Raw genomic sequence first — 15,959 nt, forward strand, 5'->3', positions numbered from 1 at the left:
GGATGGCACGAATGGCTTCTAAGAACAAACTTTTTGAACGGCGCCGTCAGCGCAACCGCACTCAACTTCGTAAGAAGAGTGTCGGGCGGCCGCGTCTTTCTATTCACCGTACAAACCAGCATATCTATGCGCAGATTATCGACGATGTTAAGGGCGCGACTGTTGTTGCCGCCTCCACCGCCGAGAAGGACCTGCGTGACGCTGCAACCTCTAATGTAGAGGCTGCAACGAAAGTTGGGAAATTGATTGCCGAGCGTGCTAAAGCTGCCGGCGTTGCTGAAGTAGTGTTCGACCGGGGAGGTTTCCTCTATCACGGTCGTGTTAAAGCACTTGCAGATGCAGCGCGTGAAGGCGGCTTGGCATTCTAAGGTCAGAGATAAGGAAAAGGATGTCAAATGGCACGCCCAGAACGCAATCGTGAAGAAAGTGAACTGATTGAAAAATTGGTTCACATCAACCGCGTAGCCAAAGTTGTTAAAGGTGGTCGTCGCTTCGGTTTCGCTGCTCTCGTAGTAGTCGGTGACCAGCGTGGCCGCGTCGGCTTCGGGAACGGTAAGGCACGTGAAGTGCCGGAAGCGATCCGGAAGGCAACTGAAGCTGCTAAGAAAAATATGATCCGTGTACCGCTTCGTGAAGGCCGTACGCTGCACCACGACATTAAGGGCCGTCACGGCGCTGGTCGGGTACTGCTGCGCACCGCTTCTGCGGGTACCGGTATCATCGCAGGTGGTCCGATGCGCGCAGTGTTTGAAGCACTAGGCGTACAGGACGTAGTGACGAAGTCGCAAGGCAGTTCGAACCCATACAACATGGTTCGCGCAACTTTCGACGCTCTGGTTAACCAGAACTCACCGCGTCAGATCGCTGCCAAGCGTGGCAAAAAAGTTGCTGATATCGTAGCACGTCGTGGCGACATTAAAGTCGTCGGTGGTACGGACGAAGGCGACGATGCTGCAGAAGCAAATTCGGCGGAGTAGTGACCAATGGCTGCGAAGAAAAAAGCAACGATTAAAGTAACACAGATCGGTAGCCCGATCCGCCGTGAACAAGACCAGCGTGCAACGCTGGTCGGCCTCGGGCTTAACAAAATGCACAAGACACGCGAGCTGGAAGATACGCCAGCTGTCCGTGGCATGATCAACAAGGTGCACCATCTCGTGCGCGTTGAAGATTAAGCCCGGCGTGATCGGAGAAGACGCATGAAAATCAATGAACTTCGTGACAACGACGGCGCCCGTAAAGAGCGCACTCGTGTTGGTCGCGGTATCGGTTCCGGCAAAGGTAAAACCGCCGGTTCTGGTCACAAGGGTCAGAAAGCGCGTTCGGGCGTAGCGATCCACGGTTTTGAAGGTGGTCAGATGCCAATCTACCGCCGCCTTCCTAAGCGTGGCTTCAAAAGCTTGAACAAAGGTGACTTCCAGGTGCTGAACATCGGCCGTCTACAACAGGCGATTGATGCGAAGAAACTGGACGCCAAGAAACCAATCACTGTTGAAACACTGGTGGAAGCTGGTGTTGTTGGCAAGGTTGTGGATGGCGTACGTCTCCTCGCGAAAGGTGAACTTAAAGCCAAGGTGGATATCACGGTAACGGGCGCATCCAAGGGTGCAATCGAAGCTGTTGAAAAAGCCGGTGGTAAAGTTACCGTCGCCTAATAAAGCGATACAGGCCGAGATAACCGGAAAAACAGATAAGGGGCTGAGGTAAGCGTATATGGCTTCCGCTGCAGAACAACTAGCGTCCAATATTAGCTTTGCTTCCATCGGTAAAGCCGAGGAACTTAAAAAGCGTATTTGGTTCGCTCTTGGTGCACTTATTGTGTACCGACTATGCACTTATATCCCACTTCCTGGCATCGATGCAGATGCCCTTGCGAATATGTTCGCGAGCATGGGGGGCGGTTTCATCGATATGGTGAATACCTTCTCGGGTGGTGCATTGCAGCGGATGTCGATCATTACGCTTGGTATCATGCCCTATATCTCGGCCTCTATCATCATGCAGCTCCTCACCACCATGAGCCCAACACTGGCTCAATGGAAAAAAGAGGGTGAAACGGGCCGCAAGAAGATCAACCAGTATACCCGTTTCGGTACCGTGCTTCTCACCATCGTGCAGGGCTATGCGGTTGCGACAGGCCTTGAAGGCCAGCCGGGCGTTGTGGTCGAACCAGGTTTCTTTTTCCGCTTTGTCACGGTTATTACGCTTGTAGGCGGCACCATGTTCCTGATGTGGCTCGGTGAGCAGATCACCCAGCGCGGCATCGGTAACGGCATTTCCCTCATTATCTTTGCAGGCATCGTTGCCGAGCTGCCAGGTACGCTCGCGCAAGCGTTTGAGCTGAACCGCGCCGGTTCGATGTCTCTTGCTGTTCTGCTGGCCATGCTTGTTGGCGCTGCTGCGCTGATCTGGTTCATTGTACTTTGTGAGCGTGCCCAGCGCCGCGTAGTGATCCAGTACCCCAAGCGTCAGCAAGGCAACCGCATGTTCCAGGGCGACAAGTCGCATCTGCCGATGAAGCTGAACGTTGCGGGTGTTATTCCGCCGATTTTCGCAAGCTCGCTTCTTTTGATGCCCTTGACCATTGCCAACCTGTATCAGGCTGGTGGTCCCGAGTGGCTCGGCACGGTTACAGCGATCCTCGGTCCAGGCAAACCGCTTTACATCGCGTTTTATGTCGCGCTGATCGTATTCTTCTGTTTCTTCTACACAGCTATTCAATTCAACCCTGAAGACACCGCTGATAACCTGAAGAAACACGGCGGCTTTGTACCAGGCATCCGCCCGGGCAAGCGCACCGCAGAGTATCTCGATTATGTTCTGACCCGCCTCACGGTTATTGGTTCTGCCTATCTTTCGCTCGTATGTGTGATCCCTGAGGTCCTGATGAGCCAGGCAGCGGTACCGTTCTACCTTGGCGGCACAAGCCTCCTGATCGTGGTGAACGTAACGATGGATACGGTAAGCCAGATCCACTCGCACCTTATGGCGCAGCAATATGAGGGTCTCCTCAAAAAGGCACGTCTTAAGGGAGGTCGGAAATGATCGTTATTCTGTTCGGCCCTCCGGGTGCAGGTAAAGGCACGCAAGCCCAACGGATCGAGAAGCAAAAAGGCCTCGTGCAGCTTTCAACCGGGGATATGCTCCGCGCAGCTGTTGCCGCCAAAACCGAAATGGGAATGGCCGCAAAAGCGAAGATGGATGCAGGTCAGTTGGTGTCTGACGAGATCGTGATCGGCATCATCAGCGACCGCATCAAGGAAGATGACTGTAGAAACGGTTTCATCCTCGACGGTTTCCCGCGCACAGTGGCGCAGGCGGAAGCTCTTGACGGCATGCTCGCAGAGCAGGGCCTCAAGCTGAATGCAGTGGTTGAGATGAAAGTTGACGACAATGCTCTTGTCGATCGCATCGCAGGTCGTTATACCTGCGCCAAATGTAATGAAGGGTATCACGACACCAACCTGAAACCGAAGGTGGACGGTGTGTGTGACGTGTGTGGCAGCACAGAGTTCAAGCGCCGCCCTGATGACAACGCGGAGACCGTTGGCAAGCGTTTGGAAGAATATTACGCACAGACGGCACCAGTGTTGCCATACTATGCGGACAAAGGAATTTTGCAGCAAGTTGACGGCATGGCCGGTATAGATGAAGTTGCTGCACAAATAGACGCAGTTTTGGCTGCGTAAAAAACTGTCATAAGGCGGTTGACGAACCGGGGTTTGTTCATATAATCCCCGGCTTCGGCACGTCTTGTGATTCGTACTTAACAGACGTGAACTTTGTAATTAGGAGAAACGGTCGTGGCGCGTATTGCTGGCGTTAACATTCCGACCAACAAGCGAGTAGAAATCGCTTTGACCTATATTCATGGTATTGGCCGCACCAAGGCCACGGAAATCTGCGCTACGCTGAATTTCCCCCGTGAACGTCGGGTGTCAGAACTGACGGATGCTGAAGTAATTCAGATCCGTGAGATGATCGATGCAGATTTCACTGTAGAGGGTGACCTCCGCCGTGAAGTTGCAATGAATATCAAACGGTTGATGGACCTCAAGACTTATCGTGGTCTTCGTCACCGTGCTAAATTGCCGACGCGCGGTCAGCGCACGAGCACGAACGCACGTACCCGTAAGGGTAAAGCGGTCGCGATCGCAGGTAAGAAGAAGTAATCAGGGTTAGGCTGTTTAGGTCCCCCCACATTTTAGGGTCTGTTAGAGATGGCTAAAGATACAGGTCGCGTTAAGCGCCGTGAGCGGAAAAACATCACCAATGGTGTTGCTCACGTAAATGCATCGTTCAACAATACGATGGTTACAATTACAGATGTACAAGGGAATGCGATTTCCTGGTCGTCTGCGGGCATGATGGGCTTTAAGGGCTCTCGTAAATCCACGCCATATGCTGCACAGGTTGCAGCGGAAGATGCTGGTAAAAAAGCACAAGACCACGGCGTGAAATCATTGGAAGTGGAAGTGAAGGGTCCTGGCGCTGGTCGCGAGTCTGCTCTGCGCGCGCTTCAGGCTATTGGGTTTGTCATCACGAGCATTCGTGACGTGACACCAATTCCACACAATGGTTGTCGCCCGCCTAAGCGCCGTCGCGTTTAAGGCATTCTTTGAGTATAGGGTAGTTACCGCCGAGTATTGGCGCGAATCCTTTGACGCATTTAAGCGTCATACAAAATGAGGGTTACACCGTGATCCAGAAAAACTGGCAGGAACTGATTAAACCAAATGGACTTACGATCGAGCCGGGTGCAGACCCGCTTCGTAAGGCCAAAATCGTTGTTGAACCGCTTGAACGCGGCTACGGCATGACGCTGGGCAATGGCCTGCGTCGCGTGCTGTTGTCCTCGCTTCAGGGCGGCGCAGTAACGAGCGTGCACATTGAAGGTGTACTGCATGAGTTCTCTTCCGTACCTGGTGTGCGCGAAGACGTAACCGATATCGTCCTTAACATTAAGCAGTTGCCGGTTCGCGTAACCAGCGACAGTGTTAAGCGCCTTCACCTTACGGCTTCTGGCCCGGGTGAAGTAAAAGCGAGCGCGATCTCGGAAGTGGCTGATGTTGATATCCTCGACAAAGACCTCGTGCTTTGCCACCTCGATGAAGGTGCTACGTTGAACATGGAACTGACTGTAGCGTCGGGCAAAGGCTATGTGCCTGCTGACCGCAACCGTCCGGAAGACGCGCCAATCGGCCTTATTCCTGTGGATGCGCTATATAGCCCAGTGAAAAAAGTAAGCTACAAAGTTGAGAACACCCGTGAGGGCCAGGTTCTCGACTATGACAAGCTGACCATGGAAATTGAAACAGACGGCACAGTAACGCCTGAAGACGCAATTGCTTTTGCGGCACGCATCCTTCAGGACCAACTGGCCATCTTCGTTAATTTCGACGAGCCTGAAGAAGCTACCAAACAGGAAGACGACGACGAACCAGCGTTCAACCGTCAGCTTCTGCGTAAGGTTGATGAACTTGAGCTTTCCGTGCGTAGCGCGAACTGCCTCAAGAACGACAACATCGTTTACATTGGTGACCTCGTTCAGAAAACCGAAGCAGAGATGCTGCGGACGCCAAACTTTGGTCGCAAGTCGCTTAATGAAATCAAGGAAGTTCTTCAGTCCATGGGCCTGCGCCTTGGCATGGAACTCCCAGCTTGGCCGCCTGAGAATATCGAAGAGCTCGCCAAGAAACTTGAGCAAGACTACTAAGAAACCGGAAAAGTCCCTCATGTGAGGGGCTTTTCTTCCATTTTAAAAACCTCCCGCGAGTATGCGGGACACCTGCCGGTACTAGGCGCCAGAGGAAAACCTTAAGGGTTGCCCAAGGCCGGACAGGCATCAAGGAGTGAGACCATGCGTCACCGTAAAGCCGGCCGTAAACTGAATAGGACCGCTAGCCACCGTAAGGCTATGTTCCAGAACCTCAGCCAAGCGCTGATCAAACACGAGCAAATCGTAACGACTCTGCCGAAAGCAAAAGAGCTTGGCCCGATCGTTGAGAAGCTCATCACGCTCGCGAAGAAAGGTGGCCTTGCTAATCGTCGCCTTGCTGTTTCCCGTCTGCAGGACGAAACACTCGTGAAGAAGATGTTTGACGAGCTTGCTGATCGTTACAAAGAGCGTGCTGGTGGTTACACCCGCGTTCTCAAAGCTGGTTTCCGTCATGGCGATAACGCGCCAATGGCTGTTATCGAGCTTGTTGACCGTAACGAAGAAGCCAAAGGCCAGGACAGCGGACCATCTGCTGACGTGGACATGGAAGAAGACGCGGCGTAAGCCACGCTTTTACCATCAGGTTTTAGAGGGCGGCCTTTTGGTCGCCCTTTTTCTTTGCCTTGACAATCGCCCTGCACCCCTGATCATCAGTCTTCGCGTTACAGCCACATGAGGGAGAGGGCATAATGCAGTTACCTTGGGGCACCGATCTGGTGCGCGAGATTGCAAACTATCGCAGCGACGGGCTTACACAGTTCTTCCAGCTTTTTAGTGAACTTGGGGAGGCTGAGGGCTATATCCTTGTTGTAACGCTCATCTATGTTGCCTTCAATCGGGAGCTTGGCTTCCGTCTTGCCATCCTTGTGCTCATCACCTTCTGCCTCAATCATTTGCTGAAAACAGCCATCATGAACCCGCGCCCGTTTGTTGCAGAAGGCGAATGGATGGATATGTGGGCAGCGTCCGCTGAGCGCGCGCGCCATCTGGTGGCTGAATATTCAACACCGTCGGGGCACGCCATGTGCGCTGCTGCCTTCTATGGCTTTCTGGCCACCCAAGTGAAGAAACGTTGGGCCAAAGTCGCGGCAGTGACACTAATCCTGCTGATCAGCATGTCCCGGCCTTATCTTGGTGTGCACTATGTTGAAGATATCCTGCTGGGTTGGGTGCTCGGTGGTTTGCTGGCGCTTATATGCGCGCGATATGCGGCATCGCTGGGCCAGGTTTGGCAGCGGCAGGCAGTTGCCACCCAAGCGGGCCTGCTTGTCTTAGCTACCTTACTCATATGGATACTGGGTGGGGACAGTTTAAACCAGCCGCCAACGCCCGTTATTGGCATTATGGGGTTCCTGACCGCTATTCTGCTCATTGAGCCTGTAGAGCGGCGTTATGTGGGTTTTGAGGCTGGTAGTGGCACAGCTGTGCAGCGGGGTTTATGCCATCTGGTGACCTTGATCTGTGTTATAGCCACGCTGGCGCTTTTTGGCTGGCTGTCTGATCTGATCTTTGAGCGAGCGTCGCTTATGGGACATTTGGCCAAGTTTGGCCGATATGCGGCGGCAGGGGCTGCCGGGCTTTTCTTGGCGCCGTTTATATTTGTGAAACTAGGCTTTGCTAAAGCTCACGCTTTGGGTGGTGGCCACGACTAGGCCACGAATTTTCCACAATCTTCTATGGGGCGGCCTTCTGGTCGCCCTTTTTCTTTTCTAGCGTGCTTGCTGACAGGTGGGCACAAGGGTGTGCCGCGGGCACAAGCGGAGGATTGAGGTGAGGTTAGAGAAATGGCAGCAGCAGATACCGGGAAGCGCTATGAAAACACTGGGGCAAACGCTTTCGGCGCTTGCTGTTGAAACCAAGGCGTTAGGGTTTGATATGGCGTCGGACCCTTCCGTGGGGTCGCTTTTGCGGGCGCTGACAGGTAGCAAACCCGGCGGTACATGCCTTGAGCTTGGCACGGGCACGGGCCTTTCAACCGCCTGGATGCTGGCGGGCCTTTCGCCTGAGAGTCGGCTGGTGAGCGTGGACAAGGAACGCAAGTTTCAGGACGTTGCCAAGCGGCATTTAGGCAATGACCCACGCCTTACCCTATGCTGTGAGGATGCCGAGGATTTTATCAAAGCGCTTGGCCCACAACAGTTTGACCTGATTTTCGCAGATACATGGGCTGGGAAGTTTAAGCTGCTGGATGAAACTCTGGCGCTTCTCACCCCCGGTGGTATGTATGTGGTAGATGACTTGTTGCCACAGCCGAACTGGCCGTCGGGGCATCAGTCAACAGTGGATGCGTTTGTGGCCGATATGGCACGGCGAGAGGCGATCCGCGTTGTCAGTCTTGATTGGGCAACAGGGGTGATGATTGCCACCCGAATGAAATGAGGTTTCATGAGCTTTGAAGTGAAGCGGCTGGGCGAAAGCGAGATCTACTCCAACCCTTACCTGAAGGTGGTGGAGCAGCGCTACAGGCACGGTGATAAAGACTACTGCTACTATGTGAAACATGAGCCCGACTTTGCCATTTGCGGTGCGATCACAGAAGATGGCGAAATCCTGATGGTGCGCCAGTTTAGGCCGGGCCCGGACCGCTATGTTTATGACATGCCGGGCGGCATGATAGACGAGGGAGACAGCCCTCTTGAGACTGTGCGCAAGGAATTGATGGAGGAAACCGGCTATGCCGGTGACTTCATGGAACTGACCACCACCTATGTCACCGCTTATTCCACAGCGAAAAAACATATCTATCTGGCGACAAACTGCCGCAAGGTTCAGCCACCCGAAGAAGACCCTAACATGGTAGCAGAGCCGGTGCTGCTTTCAGGCGCTGATTTTGCCAAGCTGCTTGCCTCCGGCGAGTTGGTCGACCTCGACTGTGCGCTCCTCCTTGGTGAATATTTGAGAGCCCAGGCTGGCTGATCACTATTTTTTTCCCCGCATATCTCTAGCAAGGCAAGCCCGGGTGCTGCATTATCCCATACAGGGAACGCGTACAGATGTTAATTGCTGGGCCGCACAACACGGTGCCCGGCCTGAACGTACGAGGATATACCATGATGAAACTATATGTTTTTGGTTGGGTGCCAGACTTTGCCAAAGGCCTGGTGCGCGACCTGAGGGTGCGCTGGGCGCTTGAAGAAGCAGGCTTGCCTTATGAAGAGCAGGTGATTAACCACGAAGAGAAGCTCACCGACAGCTACAAGGCACTCCAGCCTTTTGGGCAGGTGCCGGTGATTGAAGACGGTGACTTGAAGCTTTTTGAATCAGGGGCCATCGCGCTGCATATTGCGGAACAGTCTAATGCTTTGCTGCCGGGCGACGCCAATGGCAAGGCTCGCGCGACGGCGTGGATGATCGCCGCCCTCAATTCTATGGAGGTAGCCATTCAGGGGCTGGTGGAGATCGATATCTTCAACGCCGACGCAGACTGGGCCAAAGAACGGCGGCCGGCAGTGATTGAGCGCCTTGAAGGGCGCTTGACCGACCTTTCTAACGCGCTGGGTGACAAGACGTATCTGGACGGCGATACCTTCACGGTAGGGGACCTGATGATGGTGACTGTACTGCGCATTTTGCGGCATACAGATATCCTGTCAAAATACCCAAATCTCACAGCCTATAAAGAACGATGCGAGGCTCGCCCGGCTTTCAAGAAAGCGCTGGCGGATCAACTGGCCACGTTTGACCGTGAGGGCGAGTTGCAAGCCACCGCATAAATGAAGGCCACAGCACAGAGAGAAAAGGGGGAGGCATCGCGGCTCCCCTTTTATATTTTGTGGGGCGTGGCGGCTTTGCGTTTTACAGTCTAGTTGAGGTAATGCCATTCTTCCGCCACGATCCCGCTCAAGGGTGCGGCGTTGAAAATGCCAGGGGCTCGCACCAAGTAGAAACTTGCGCGAAGCCACCGTCTCCGCCATAACGGGCATATGAAAACTGGCAACCTATTATCCAGAATACAAAGGAATGCAGTACCGATGCTACGGACCGTGAAACAACTATCGATCGCGATGACTTTTGCTCTTGGTGCGCTCTTGCCTATGAAGGGTGTGGCAGCGCAAGACTATGATGTTGAGCGCGCGGTGCCGCAGTCAAACACGCAAATACAACTTTCCTACGCGCCGCTCGTATCGCGTGCCGCCCCTGCTGTGGTGAACATCTATACCAAAAAGGTTGTGCGCTCGCGCCGCTCGGCACTGTTTGATGATCCGCTGTTCCAGCGTTTTTTTGGTGACCAGTTCAGCTTTGGTATGCCAGAGGAGCGCGTGCGCGGCTCATTGGGGTCGGGCGTGATTGTGCGGCCTAACGGCGTGATCGTGACCAACCACCATGTGATTGAGGGTGCAGACGAAATTCAGGTCGTGCTGGCTGACCGCCGCGAATATGAAGCTACCATTGTGCTGGATGACCCGCGCACTGACCTCGCTATTCTGCGGATCGATGTGGGGGATGAGCAGCTCGCGAGCCTTGCGATCGCTGATTCAGACAATGTGCTTGTGGGTGATATCGTGCTCGCGATTGGTAACCCGTTTGGTATTGGCCAAACCGTCACCGGCGGTATTGTATCTGCGACAGCACGCACACAGCAGGGCATTTCAGATTTTGGCTTCTTCATACAGACCGACGCTGCCGTAAACCCCGGCAACTCAGGCGGTGCGCTTGTTGGCATGAACGGTGACCTTCTTGGCATCAACACCGCCATCTACAGCCGTACGGGGGCGTCTAATGGCATCGGCTTTGCCGTGCCTGCCAATATGGTGAAGTCGGTGCTGCGTGCGGCATTGAACGAGGGGCAACTTGTACGGCCCTGGCTTGGAGTGAACGGCCAGTCGGTAACAGGTGACCTTGCATCCAGCCTTGGGCTTGACCGCGCGGGCGGTGTGCTCATTGATAATGTGTTTGCAGGCAGCCCAGCATCACTCGCCGAGCTGCGCGCGGGTGATGTGATTATGGCCGTGGGCGGCAAAGAGGTGATTGACGAGCCGGGCCTCAACTTCCGTATCGCAACAATGGAGCCGGGCGCAGAAGTCACGCTTGCCGTACTGAGCGACGGTTTCATTCAGGAACGTACCGTAACGCTCGCGTTGCCGCCGGAAGACCCGAAGCGCAACATCACGGTGCTGGATGGCAGACACCCCTTCCAGGGTGTGAAAGTGGCCAACCTGTCGCCGCGTTTCAATGATGAGCTGCAGGTTGATCCGTTCCTCAAGGGCGTGATTGTGCTTGAAGTTGACCGCCGCACCCCTGCGGGCCGTTATCAGTTCCTCAGCCCCGGCGATATCCTTCTTGGTATCAATGGCACCCGGATTGAGTATGTGGCAGATATTGATGCCGCGCTCGCGGAAGATGCAGAGCGCTACGTCTACCAGATCCGGCGCCGTGGACAGGCTCAGGAATGTATGATCATCCCGAACCGGTCTTTCCGGTGTCGTCAGTAAGCGGCTTGGCGAAAGGGTCTGAGCCGTGAGCAATCTGTTTGAAAATGCGGGGCTTGAGGACGAGGCCCCGCGTCCGCTCGCGGATCGTCTGCGCCCCAAGTCGCTGGAAGAAGTTGTTGGGCAAGATCACCTGCTTGGGCCGAATGGTGCCCTGGGGCGCATGGCCCAGCTTGGGCGCATCACATCGCTTATCCTTTGGGGGCCACCGGGCACGGGAAAAACCACAATTGCGCGTCTGCTGGCTGGGCACGGTGACCTGGCTTTCGAGCAGATATCGGCTATTTTTTCAGGCGTTGCTGACCTTAAAAAAGTGTTTGAGGCAGCTAAAGCCCGCCGCATGAGCGGGCGCGGAACGCTCCTGTTTGTGGATGAGATCCACCGCTTCAACCGTTCGCAGCAGGACGGCTTTCTGCCTTATGTGGAGAACGGCACGATCACCCTGATCGGTGCAACCACCGAAAACCCGTCGTTCGAGATCAACAGCGCGCTCTTGTCGCGGATGCAGGTGCTGGTGTTGAACCGGCATGACGACGCAGCACTTGAAGAACTTATGGCTCGCGCCGAGGCTGAAACCGGCAAAAAACTGCCGCTGGCAGATGATGCCCGCACAGCCCTCAAGGCAATGGCGGATGGGGACGGGCGTTTCCTGCTCAACTGCATTGAAACGCTTTATGATCTTGCGGGCGATGAAACCCTTGATGCCGCAGCGCTCGCGCAGCTGTTGCAGAAGCGGGCACCTTCGTATGACAAGGACCGGGACGGCCATTATAATCTAATCTCGGCGCTCCATAAGTCGCTGCGCGGTTCAGACGCTGACGCGGCGCTTTACTGGGCGGCGCGCATGCTGACAGCGGGCGAAGACCCGATGTATGTGATCCGCCGTCTTGTTCGTTTCGCAAGCGAAGATATCGGCATGGCTGACCCCGAAGCTATTCATCAAGCTCTGGCCGCGAAAGACACTTATGAATTTTTGGGCAGCCCCGAAGGTGAACTGCAAATCGCACAGGCGGTGATTTATTTGGCCACAGCGCCCAAGTCGAACGCCGCTTATGTGGCCGAGAAAGCCGCAAAACGCAGCGCCAAGGCGACTGGTAGCCTGATGCCGCCCGCTCATATCCTGAACGCCCCCACTAAAATGATGAAAAACCTGGGGTATGGGGACGGTTATGCCTATGACCATGACGCGGAAGGCGGTATCTCAGGGCAGGATTATTTCCCTGAGGAGATGGACCGGCAAGGCTTCTACAAGCCGGTTGCCCGCGGTTTTGAGCGCGATATCCAGAAGCGCCTTGACTATTTCGCCCGTATCCGCCGCGAGTATGCCCAGAAGATATCAGCCAATAAGGCCGAATAGCTATTCCTGCGGATAAAGCGCTTTCACAGGGAAGGCGCGCTCAGCAAAGGCAATCATCCACGACTGGACGTCAGCTTCAAAGATACCGCTATTGATAGCGGGGTCGGATGCCAAAATCGCACGTGCGTCTTCAAGTGATGCAACCCGAAAGACAGCAAGGCCGCCATCGTTTTCAATGAGTGGACCGCCCGCAACCAACACGCCGGTGTCCCGCAGCTGTTTGATGTAAAGCCCATGTGGGCGAAGGTTTTGCTCTGCCATGCTTTTGCCCTTGAGCCATGCGGGACCGGGACGATAGATCGCCGCATATACTGTGTTGGTGTCCTCTTGGGTCGTTGCTGTTTCTGTTGCCATGGTTTCCATCTTGTCGCTGGAGGTAGCACTTGTTCCAACAAAGGCGATGCCGAGGAGAGCAATTGCAGTAAGTATCTTCATTGAAATGCACCTTCTTTATGAATGAGAGCGCGGTGTTGTCTTGATTTCGAATCGTACATACCATACGGTATGGTATGTTTCAATGAAATGAAGTGAGATGATGGTGTGGCGGCGAAGAATTCAAGGTGGGCAAAGGAGGATTGGCTTCAATTTGGGGCCGATATATTGCGAAAATATGGCCCACCAGCGATGACCGTTGAGGGGCTTTGCGCCGCAGCAAAGCGCACCAAGGGCTCCTTCTATCATCACTTCGGCACAATTGACGGCTTTCTGCTTGCGCTTGCAGACGCTTGGCGAAAAACACAGACGGACGATATTGCCGCAAACGTGGCCGCTGACACGACGCCGGAAGCGCGCCTCGAAACACTAGTGCGGCTTACAAACGTTATCGATTATGACCTCGAGGCCGGGGTCAGGGCGCTGGCGGTAAGCCATGCCGCCATTTTGGCGGTTGTGCGCGGGGCAGATGATCGCCGTGAAGCCTTCCTCGCCTCGCTTCTGGATGATGCTTATGATTTGGGGCATGATGATGCGGTGAGCCTCGCCAGATTATATCATGCGCTTCATGTGGTGGCGCAGGCGCGCGCGCCCAATGCCATTGGTGATTTTTCAGCGGGGCCAACAGCCTTGCTGCGGCGCCTGTCGGCTGATTTGAAGGCGGCAGGGACCTAACTTTACATGCTTTGCTTGACGGATGCTGATAACGCCAGACAATGACACCTTGGCAGTTCAGTTAGGCGCGGCATGCAAGGTTTCACTCAGTTTATCGGGATCGACTGGACAGGCGCTAAGGGTAGGCGCCACAGCGGCTTGGCTGTTGCTCGCTGTGAGGTGGGGCAAGGCGCGCCTGTGCGTATAATGCCGCCATCCGGCGCGCGCCGCTGGAGCCGTGTTGAACTTGCATTCTGGCTCACAACCGGTATGGGGCGGCGGGTAGGGGAGCGGGTGCTCGTGGGCATCGATTCGTCCTTCGGTATGCCTTTTATCGATGAGGGGTCTTATTTCCCGGCAGGAAATGATGGTTCAAGGTGCGGCGATGATGTGGCGGCGCTGTGGCGCGCGGTAGCAGACCACGCGCCAGAGGCAGAAGACTTTTACGCTGGTGCTTTTGTTGAGTGGAATCGTTCCCACTATCTGCGAGGTGCTGAACGCGGTGCTCGTTACCGACGGCGTATGCGTACGGCGGAGGACCTCGCTGTGGCAACAGGGGCGGGCCCTTGTGAAAGTGTGTTTCATCTGGTGGGGCCAAGCCAGGTGGGGCTTTCAGGCTTGTCCACCATGGCGATGTTGCACCATATCAAAGCCCACTCCCACATCGCGATCTGGCCTTTTGACGACTGCACCGAAGCCTCCGTTGTGATTGTGGAAATCTACGCCGCGCTTTTTGCGGCTATGGGTGGCCATCGGGGAAAAATTCGCGATGTCCACACGCTGAAATCCATACTGCTGAATTTGCAGACTTCGCGTTTGCCGCGCCTGGGGCTTGACTTTAACGATCATGTTGCTGACGCATGTGTGACTGCCGCTGCGCTGCGGTTAATCGCCGGGGAGCGCAAATACTGGAATCCGCTGTCGCTCTCGGCTAAGGTGCGCCGCACCGAAGGCTGGATATTCGGTATTGAACAATAAAGGACCGTTGAAGCAATGCAGATGCTGGTGGCGATAGCTGCGGGGGGAGCCATAGGGGCATTAAGCCGTCATTTTGTGGCGGGCTATGTATTTCGCGCCCTTGGCTCAAGCTTTCCTTATGGCACTTTTGTGGTCAATGTGGCAGGAAGCTTGTTTATGGGGTTCCTGATTACGGCATTTGCCCTCAAGTTTGAAACCAGTCAGGAACTTCGCGGTTTTCTTACCGTTGGCCTTCTCGGCAGCTTTACCACTTTCTCCACCTATTCGCTTGAGATGGCTTTGCTGATCGAGCGCGGAGATTGGACGGGCGCTGCTACGTATGCTTTCGGTTCCATGCTGCTGGGTTTGGCGGCACTTTTTATAGGCATTTGGCTCGGACGGGTGATGATATGAGTGGTGTAAAAACAGTTCCTGTTCACAAAGATGACGCGGGTATTCGCATTGATCGCTGGTTCAAGCGGCATTATCCCGGCCTGAGCTTTGGCCGCATGCAGAAGATGATGCGCAAAGGTGAAGTGCGACTGGATGGCAAACGCGTGAAGGGTGACGAACGTATTGAGCCCGGCCAGATGATCCGCGTGCCACCGATTGATGACGCTGATGCTGCGGACGCTGACTATACGGCACCCAAGCGGGAGCCGAAGCGTCTTATGAGCGACGCGGAAATCAAGGAAGTGCAGTCCTGGGTGCTGTACCGCGATGATGACGTGATTGCGATCAACAAACCTGCAGGCCTGCCAACGCAGGGCGGTACGGGTCAAACCAAACATCTGGACGGCATGTTGGATGCGCTGCGGTTTGGCAGCCACCACCGGCCGCGCCTTGTGCACCGGCTGGATAAGGACACTTCTGGCGTGCTGCTGCTTGGCCGTACACCAAACGCTGCTGCGGCGTTGGCGAATGCTTTCAAGACCAAAGAGACGGATAAACGTTACTGGGCGCTGGTGATTGGTTGCCCCAAACAGCGTGATGGCCGTATCATCCTGAAAATGAGTAAAGCTCCTATCAAGGGGAACGAGCGCATGGTGGTGTCGTCTGACGGCCAACACTCGCTCACGGATTATGTGGTAGTGGACAATGCCAGTGCTGAGGCTGCGTGGTTTGCGTTGAAGCCGCACACAGGCCGCACCCACCAGTTGCGCCTGCACTGTGCTGAAATGGGCCACCCGATTGTGGGAGACGGAAAATATGGTGGGGCTGAAGCCTTTCTATCAGGCTCAATCTCGAAAAAGCTGCACCTGCACAGCCAGTCTGTGAGCTTCCCGCATCCGTCTGGTGGCCGAATGACAGTATCAGCGCCGCTGTCGGCCCATATGGCTGCGAGTTTTGAAATGCTCGGTTTTGATATATCTGAATATGAAGACCCGCTGATCGATGGTGAATAACACGT

Annotated in this window: 21 protein-coding genes; 20 read left to right on the forward strand and 1 reads right to left on the reverse strand. The window is 54.9% G+C overall.

The features are described from left to right. Nucleotides 1–11: 11 nt before the first annotated feature. The 16 genes from rplR to ACOOGA_RS16730 all read left to right on the forward strand — a co-directional run bounded on the left by rplR (nucleotide 12) and on the right by ACOOGA_RS16730 (nucleotide 12,505). Nucleotides 12–368, forward strand: a complete 357-nt coding sequence (gene rplR, locus ACOOGA_RS16655; protein WP_417462095.1) for a 50S ribosomal protein L18 — start codon at nucleotides 12–14, stop codon at nucleotides 366–368. A 27-nt stretch (nucleotides 369–395) separates the two neighbouring features. Further along, nucleotides 396–977, forward strand: coding sequence for a 30S ribosomal protein S5 (rpsE, locus tag ACOOGA_RS16660; protein ID WP_417457548.1), 582 nt, complete (start codon nucleotides 396–398; stop codon nucleotides 975–977). A 6-nt stretch (nucleotides 978–983) separates the two neighbouring features. Beyond that, entirely contained in the window at nucleotides 984–1,175 is a 192-nt protein-coding gene (rpmD, locus tag ACOOGA_RS16665) for a 50S ribosomal protein L30 (protein WP_417457547.1), read from the forward strand. Nucleotides 1,176–1,199: 24 nt separating this feature from the next. After that, a complete protein-coding gene (gene rplO, locus ACOOGA_RS16670; protein ID WP_417462094.1) occupies nucleotides 1,200–1,655 on the forward strand; it encodes a 50S ribosomal protein L15 in 456 nt (151 codons plus the stop codon). A 58-nt stretch (nucleotides 1,656–1,713) separates the two neighbouring features. After that, nucleotides 1,714–3,045 (forward strand): preprotein translocase subunit SecY, encoded by a 1,332-nt coding sequence (secY, locus tag ACOOGA_RS16675; RefSeq protein WP_417462093.1) that lies wholly within the window; start codon nucleotides 1,714–1,716, stop codon nucleotides 3,043–3,045. Then, nucleotides 3,042–3,689: an adenylate kinase gene (locus ACOOGA_RS16680; RefSeq protein WP_417462092.1), complete on the forward strand. Its 648-nt coding sequence runs from the start codon at nucleotides 3,042–3,044 to the stop codon at nucleotides 3,687–3,689. The genes secY and ACOOGA_RS16680 overlap by 4 nt, the downstream gene beginning before the upstream one ends. 114 nt (nucleotides 3,690–3,803) lie before the next feature. Then, nucleotides 3,804–4,172 carry a 30S ribosomal protein S13 gene (gene rpsM / locus ACOOGA_RS16685; RefSeq protein WP_417462091.1) on the forward strand — a complete coding sequence of 123 codons (369 nt, stop codon included), beginning with the start codon at nucleotides 3,804–3,806 and terminating at the stop codon, nucleotides 4,170–4,172. A 48-nt stretch (nucleotides 4,173–4,220) separates the two neighbouring features. Further along, nucleotides 4,221–4,610: a 30S ribosomal protein S11 gene (gene rpsK, locus ACOOGA_RS16690; RefSeq protein ID WP_262691214.1), complete on the forward strand. Its 390-nt coding sequence runs from the start codon at nucleotides 4,221–4,223 to the stop codon at nucleotides 4,608–4,610. A gap of 89 nt (nucleotides 4,611–4,699) precedes the next feature. Further along, entirely contained in the window at nucleotides 4,700–5,716 is a 1,017-nt protein-coding gene (locus ACOOGA_RS16695) for a DNA-directed RNA polymerase subunit alpha (protein ID WP_417457541.1), read from the forward strand. Between the two features lie 144 nt (nucleotides 5,717–5,860). Beyond that, nucleotides 5,861–6,283 (forward strand): 50S ribosomal protein L17, encoded by a 423-nt coding sequence (gene rplQ, locus ACOOGA_RS16700; RefSeq protein WP_417462090.1) that lies wholly within the window; start codon nucleotides 5,861–5,863, stop codon nucleotides 6,281–6,283. 125 nt (nucleotides 6,284–6,408) lie between these two features. After that, nucleotides 6,409–7,371 (forward strand): phosphatase PAP2 family protein, encoded by a 963-nt coding sequence (locus ACOOGA_RS16705; protein ID WP_417462089.1) that lies wholly within the window; start codon nucleotides 6,409–6,411, stop codon nucleotides 7,369–7,371. 160 nt (nucleotides 7,372–7,531) lie between these two features. After that, nucleotides 7,532–8,098, forward strand: a complete 567-nt coding sequence (locus ACOOGA_RS16710; RefSeq protein ID WP_417462088.1) for an O-methyltransferase — start codon at nucleotides 7,532–7,534, stop codon at nucleotides 8,096–8,098. A 6-nt stretch (nucleotides 8,099–8,104) separates the two neighbouring features. Continuing rightward, nucleotides 8,105–8,635, forward strand: coding sequence for an NUDIX hydrolase (locus ACOOGA_RS16715; RefSeq protein WP_417462087.1), 531 nt, complete (start codon nucleotides 8,105–8,107; stop codon nucleotides 8,633–8,635). A 134-nt stretch (nucleotides 8,636–8,769) separates the two neighbouring features. Next, nucleotides 8,770–9,432, forward strand: coding sequence for a glutathione S-transferase family protein (locus ACOOGA_RS16720; protein ID WP_417462086.1), 663 nt, complete (start codon nucleotides 8,770–8,772; stop codon nucleotides 9,430–9,432). 258 nt (nucleotides 9,433–9,690) lie between these two features. Further along, entirely contained in the window at nucleotides 9,691–11,151 is a 1,461-nt protein-coding gene (locus ACOOGA_RS16725; RefSeq protein WP_417462085.1) for a Do family serine endopeptidase, read from the forward strand. Between the two features lie 25 nt (nucleotides 11,152–11,176). Further along, nucleotides 11,177–12,505, forward strand: coding sequence for a replication-associated recombination protein A (locus ACOOGA_RS16730; protein WP_417462084.1), 1,329 nt, complete (start codon nucleotides 11,177–11,179; stop codon nucleotides 12,503–12,505). On the opposite strand, the gene ACOOGA_RS16735 is transcribed toward ACOOGA_RS16730, so the two are convergent. After that, nucleotides 12,506–12,940, reverse strand: coding sequence for a YciI family protein (locus ACOOGA_RS16735; protein ID WP_417462083.1), 435 nt, complete (start codon nucleotides 12,938–12,940; stop codon nucleotides 12,506–12,508). A 189-nt stretch (nucleotides 12,941–13,129) separates the two neighbouring features. Between ACOOGA_RS16735 and ACOOGA_RS16740 the strand changes: the two genes are divergently transcribed. From ACOOGA_RS16740 to ACOOGA_RS16755, 4 genes are all read left to right on the forward strand, one after another. Further along, nucleotides 13,130–13,612 carry a TetR/AcrR family transcriptional regulator gene (locus tag ACOOGA_RS16740; protein WP_420429050.1) on the forward strand — a complete coding sequence of 161 codons (483 nt, stop codon included), beginning with the start codon at nucleotides 13,130–13,132 and terminating at the stop codon, nucleotides 13,610–13,612. Between the two features lie 72 nt (nucleotides 13,613–13,684). After that, complete coding sequence (locus ACOOGA_RS16745; protein WP_417462081.1) at nucleotides 13,685–14,569, forward strand: hypothetical protein; 885 nt, start codon at nucleotides 13,685–13,687, stop codon at nucleotides 14,567–14,569. Nucleotides 14,570–14,584: 15 nt separating this feature from the next. After that, on the forward strand, nucleotides 14,585–14,962 hold the full coding sequence (gene crcB / locus ACOOGA_RS16750) for a fluoride efflux transporter CrcB (protein WP_417462080.1): 378 nt from the start codon (nucleotides 14,585–14,587) through the stop codon (nucleotides 14,960–14,962). Continuing rightward, nucleotides 14,959–15,954, forward strand: coding sequence for an RluA family pseudouridine synthase (locus tag ACOOGA_RS16755; protein ID WP_417462079.1), 996 nt, complete (start codon nucleotides 14,959–14,961; stop codon nucleotides 15,952–15,954). The genes crcB and ACOOGA_RS16755 overlap by 4 nt, the downstream gene beginning before the upstream one ends. Nucleotides 15,955–15,959: the final 5 nt, after the last annotated feature.

The organism is Kordiimonas sp., assembly GCF_965216265.1.
Lineage (GTDB): Bacteria > Pseudomonadota > Alphaproteobacteria > Sphingomonadales > Kordiimonadaceae > Kordiimonas.